This is a genomic window from Microbacterium sp. HSID17254 (genome assembly GCF_003989315.1).
GTDB lineage: Bacteria > Actinomycetota > Actinomycetes > Actinomycetales > Microbacteriaceae > Microbacterium.
The window spans coordinates 1-1196 of the sequence record NZ_RBLT01000104.1; the positions used below are offsets into that span (position 1 = coordinate 1).

Annotated in this window: 1 protein-coding gene; it reads right to left on the reverse strand. The window is 72.3% G+C overall.

The window, feature by feature from the left end; all coding sequences use genetic code 11:
• On the reverse strand, positions 1–1189 hold a 1189-nt coding region (locus tag D8M34_RS17945; RefSeq protein ID WP_342343186.1), incomplete at its 3' end, for an AAA family ATPase.
• Positions 1190–1196 lie beyond the last annotated feature (7 nt).

Below are 1196 nucleotides of genomic sequence, written 5' to 3' on the forward strand. Positions count from 1 at the left end.
GGTGGTCCGCGTGGCGCCGGTGGTGTGACCCGTCCGTGGGCTGCTCGGTGACCAGGTACCGCAGGTTGTTCTCCGTCCCGCGGCTGTTCGGCACGTACGCCGACTCGCGGGCCGCGTCGCGGTCGAGCGGGCCGCGCCCGACATCGACGGTGACGCCTTGGGCCGCGTAGGCGGTGACGGCGTATCCGAGGATGACGTGCTTCTTGACGTACTCGGGGGTCAGGTGCGCGACCGCGCCGCGCTGTTCTCGGGCCAGGATCGCGCCGTCGGGGCTAAGACCGATGACGGTGTAGCGCTCCTTGTTCAGGACCTCGCCAACGGTCCCGTCCGGCGCGGGATCCACGCGCAGTCGCCGGTCGTTGCGGGTCGCCTGGATCAGGTCCCCGACCCCGATGTCGTTCTCGACCCCGCCGACCGTCACCGTGGCAACAGGCTCAGCGGGTCCCCTTCCGAGCTCGACGCGGCTCTCGTGACCCTGCCTCGACATCCCCGCTGCCGTCCGTTCGGTTCCGACGATGAGCAGGCCGTCCTTGCCGTCGAGCAGGTCGGCCCTGTGCCCGCGCACGGAGTGCCCGCTCTTCTCCTCCACCGTGCCCGTCCGCACCCGCCCCCGATCGGCATAGGCCGCCACGGCGTCGACGTCGCCCACACGCAACTGCCGCGACGCCTCGGCCTCCCAGGCGTGGCGGAACCGATGGACCGTGTCCAGCTCGAGGACACCGTCCTGGGCGGCGGGGTGGGCGAACATGCCGCCCGCGCCGACCGGCTGGAGCTGGTGGTGATCGCCGCCCAGCAGCACCTTGGCCCCGGCCGCCGCGGCGGCGTCACTGATCTCGACCAGCTCGGCGGTGGTGCTCATGCCGGCCTCGTCGACGACCACCAGGTCCCCGGCGTGCAGCCGATCACGAACCTCACCGGTGCTCGGGTCCGGTAGGAACCGCTGCCGCCACTGTGCGGCGTTCATCCCCTCCAGGCCGAGCTCGGCCAGGTTCCGCGCGGCCATCTCCGCGGTCGCCAAGCCCAACACCCGCCCACCGTGCTCACCCGCCCACACAGCCGACAGTGCGCCGACGGTGTGCGACTTCCCGGTGCCCGCCGGCCCGACCAGCACGTCCACTGTCCGCCCGGACCCCAGCACCCCAGCACTAACCGCAGCCTGGTCAGCAGACAGCTTCTGGGCGCCGAGCACCTCGCCG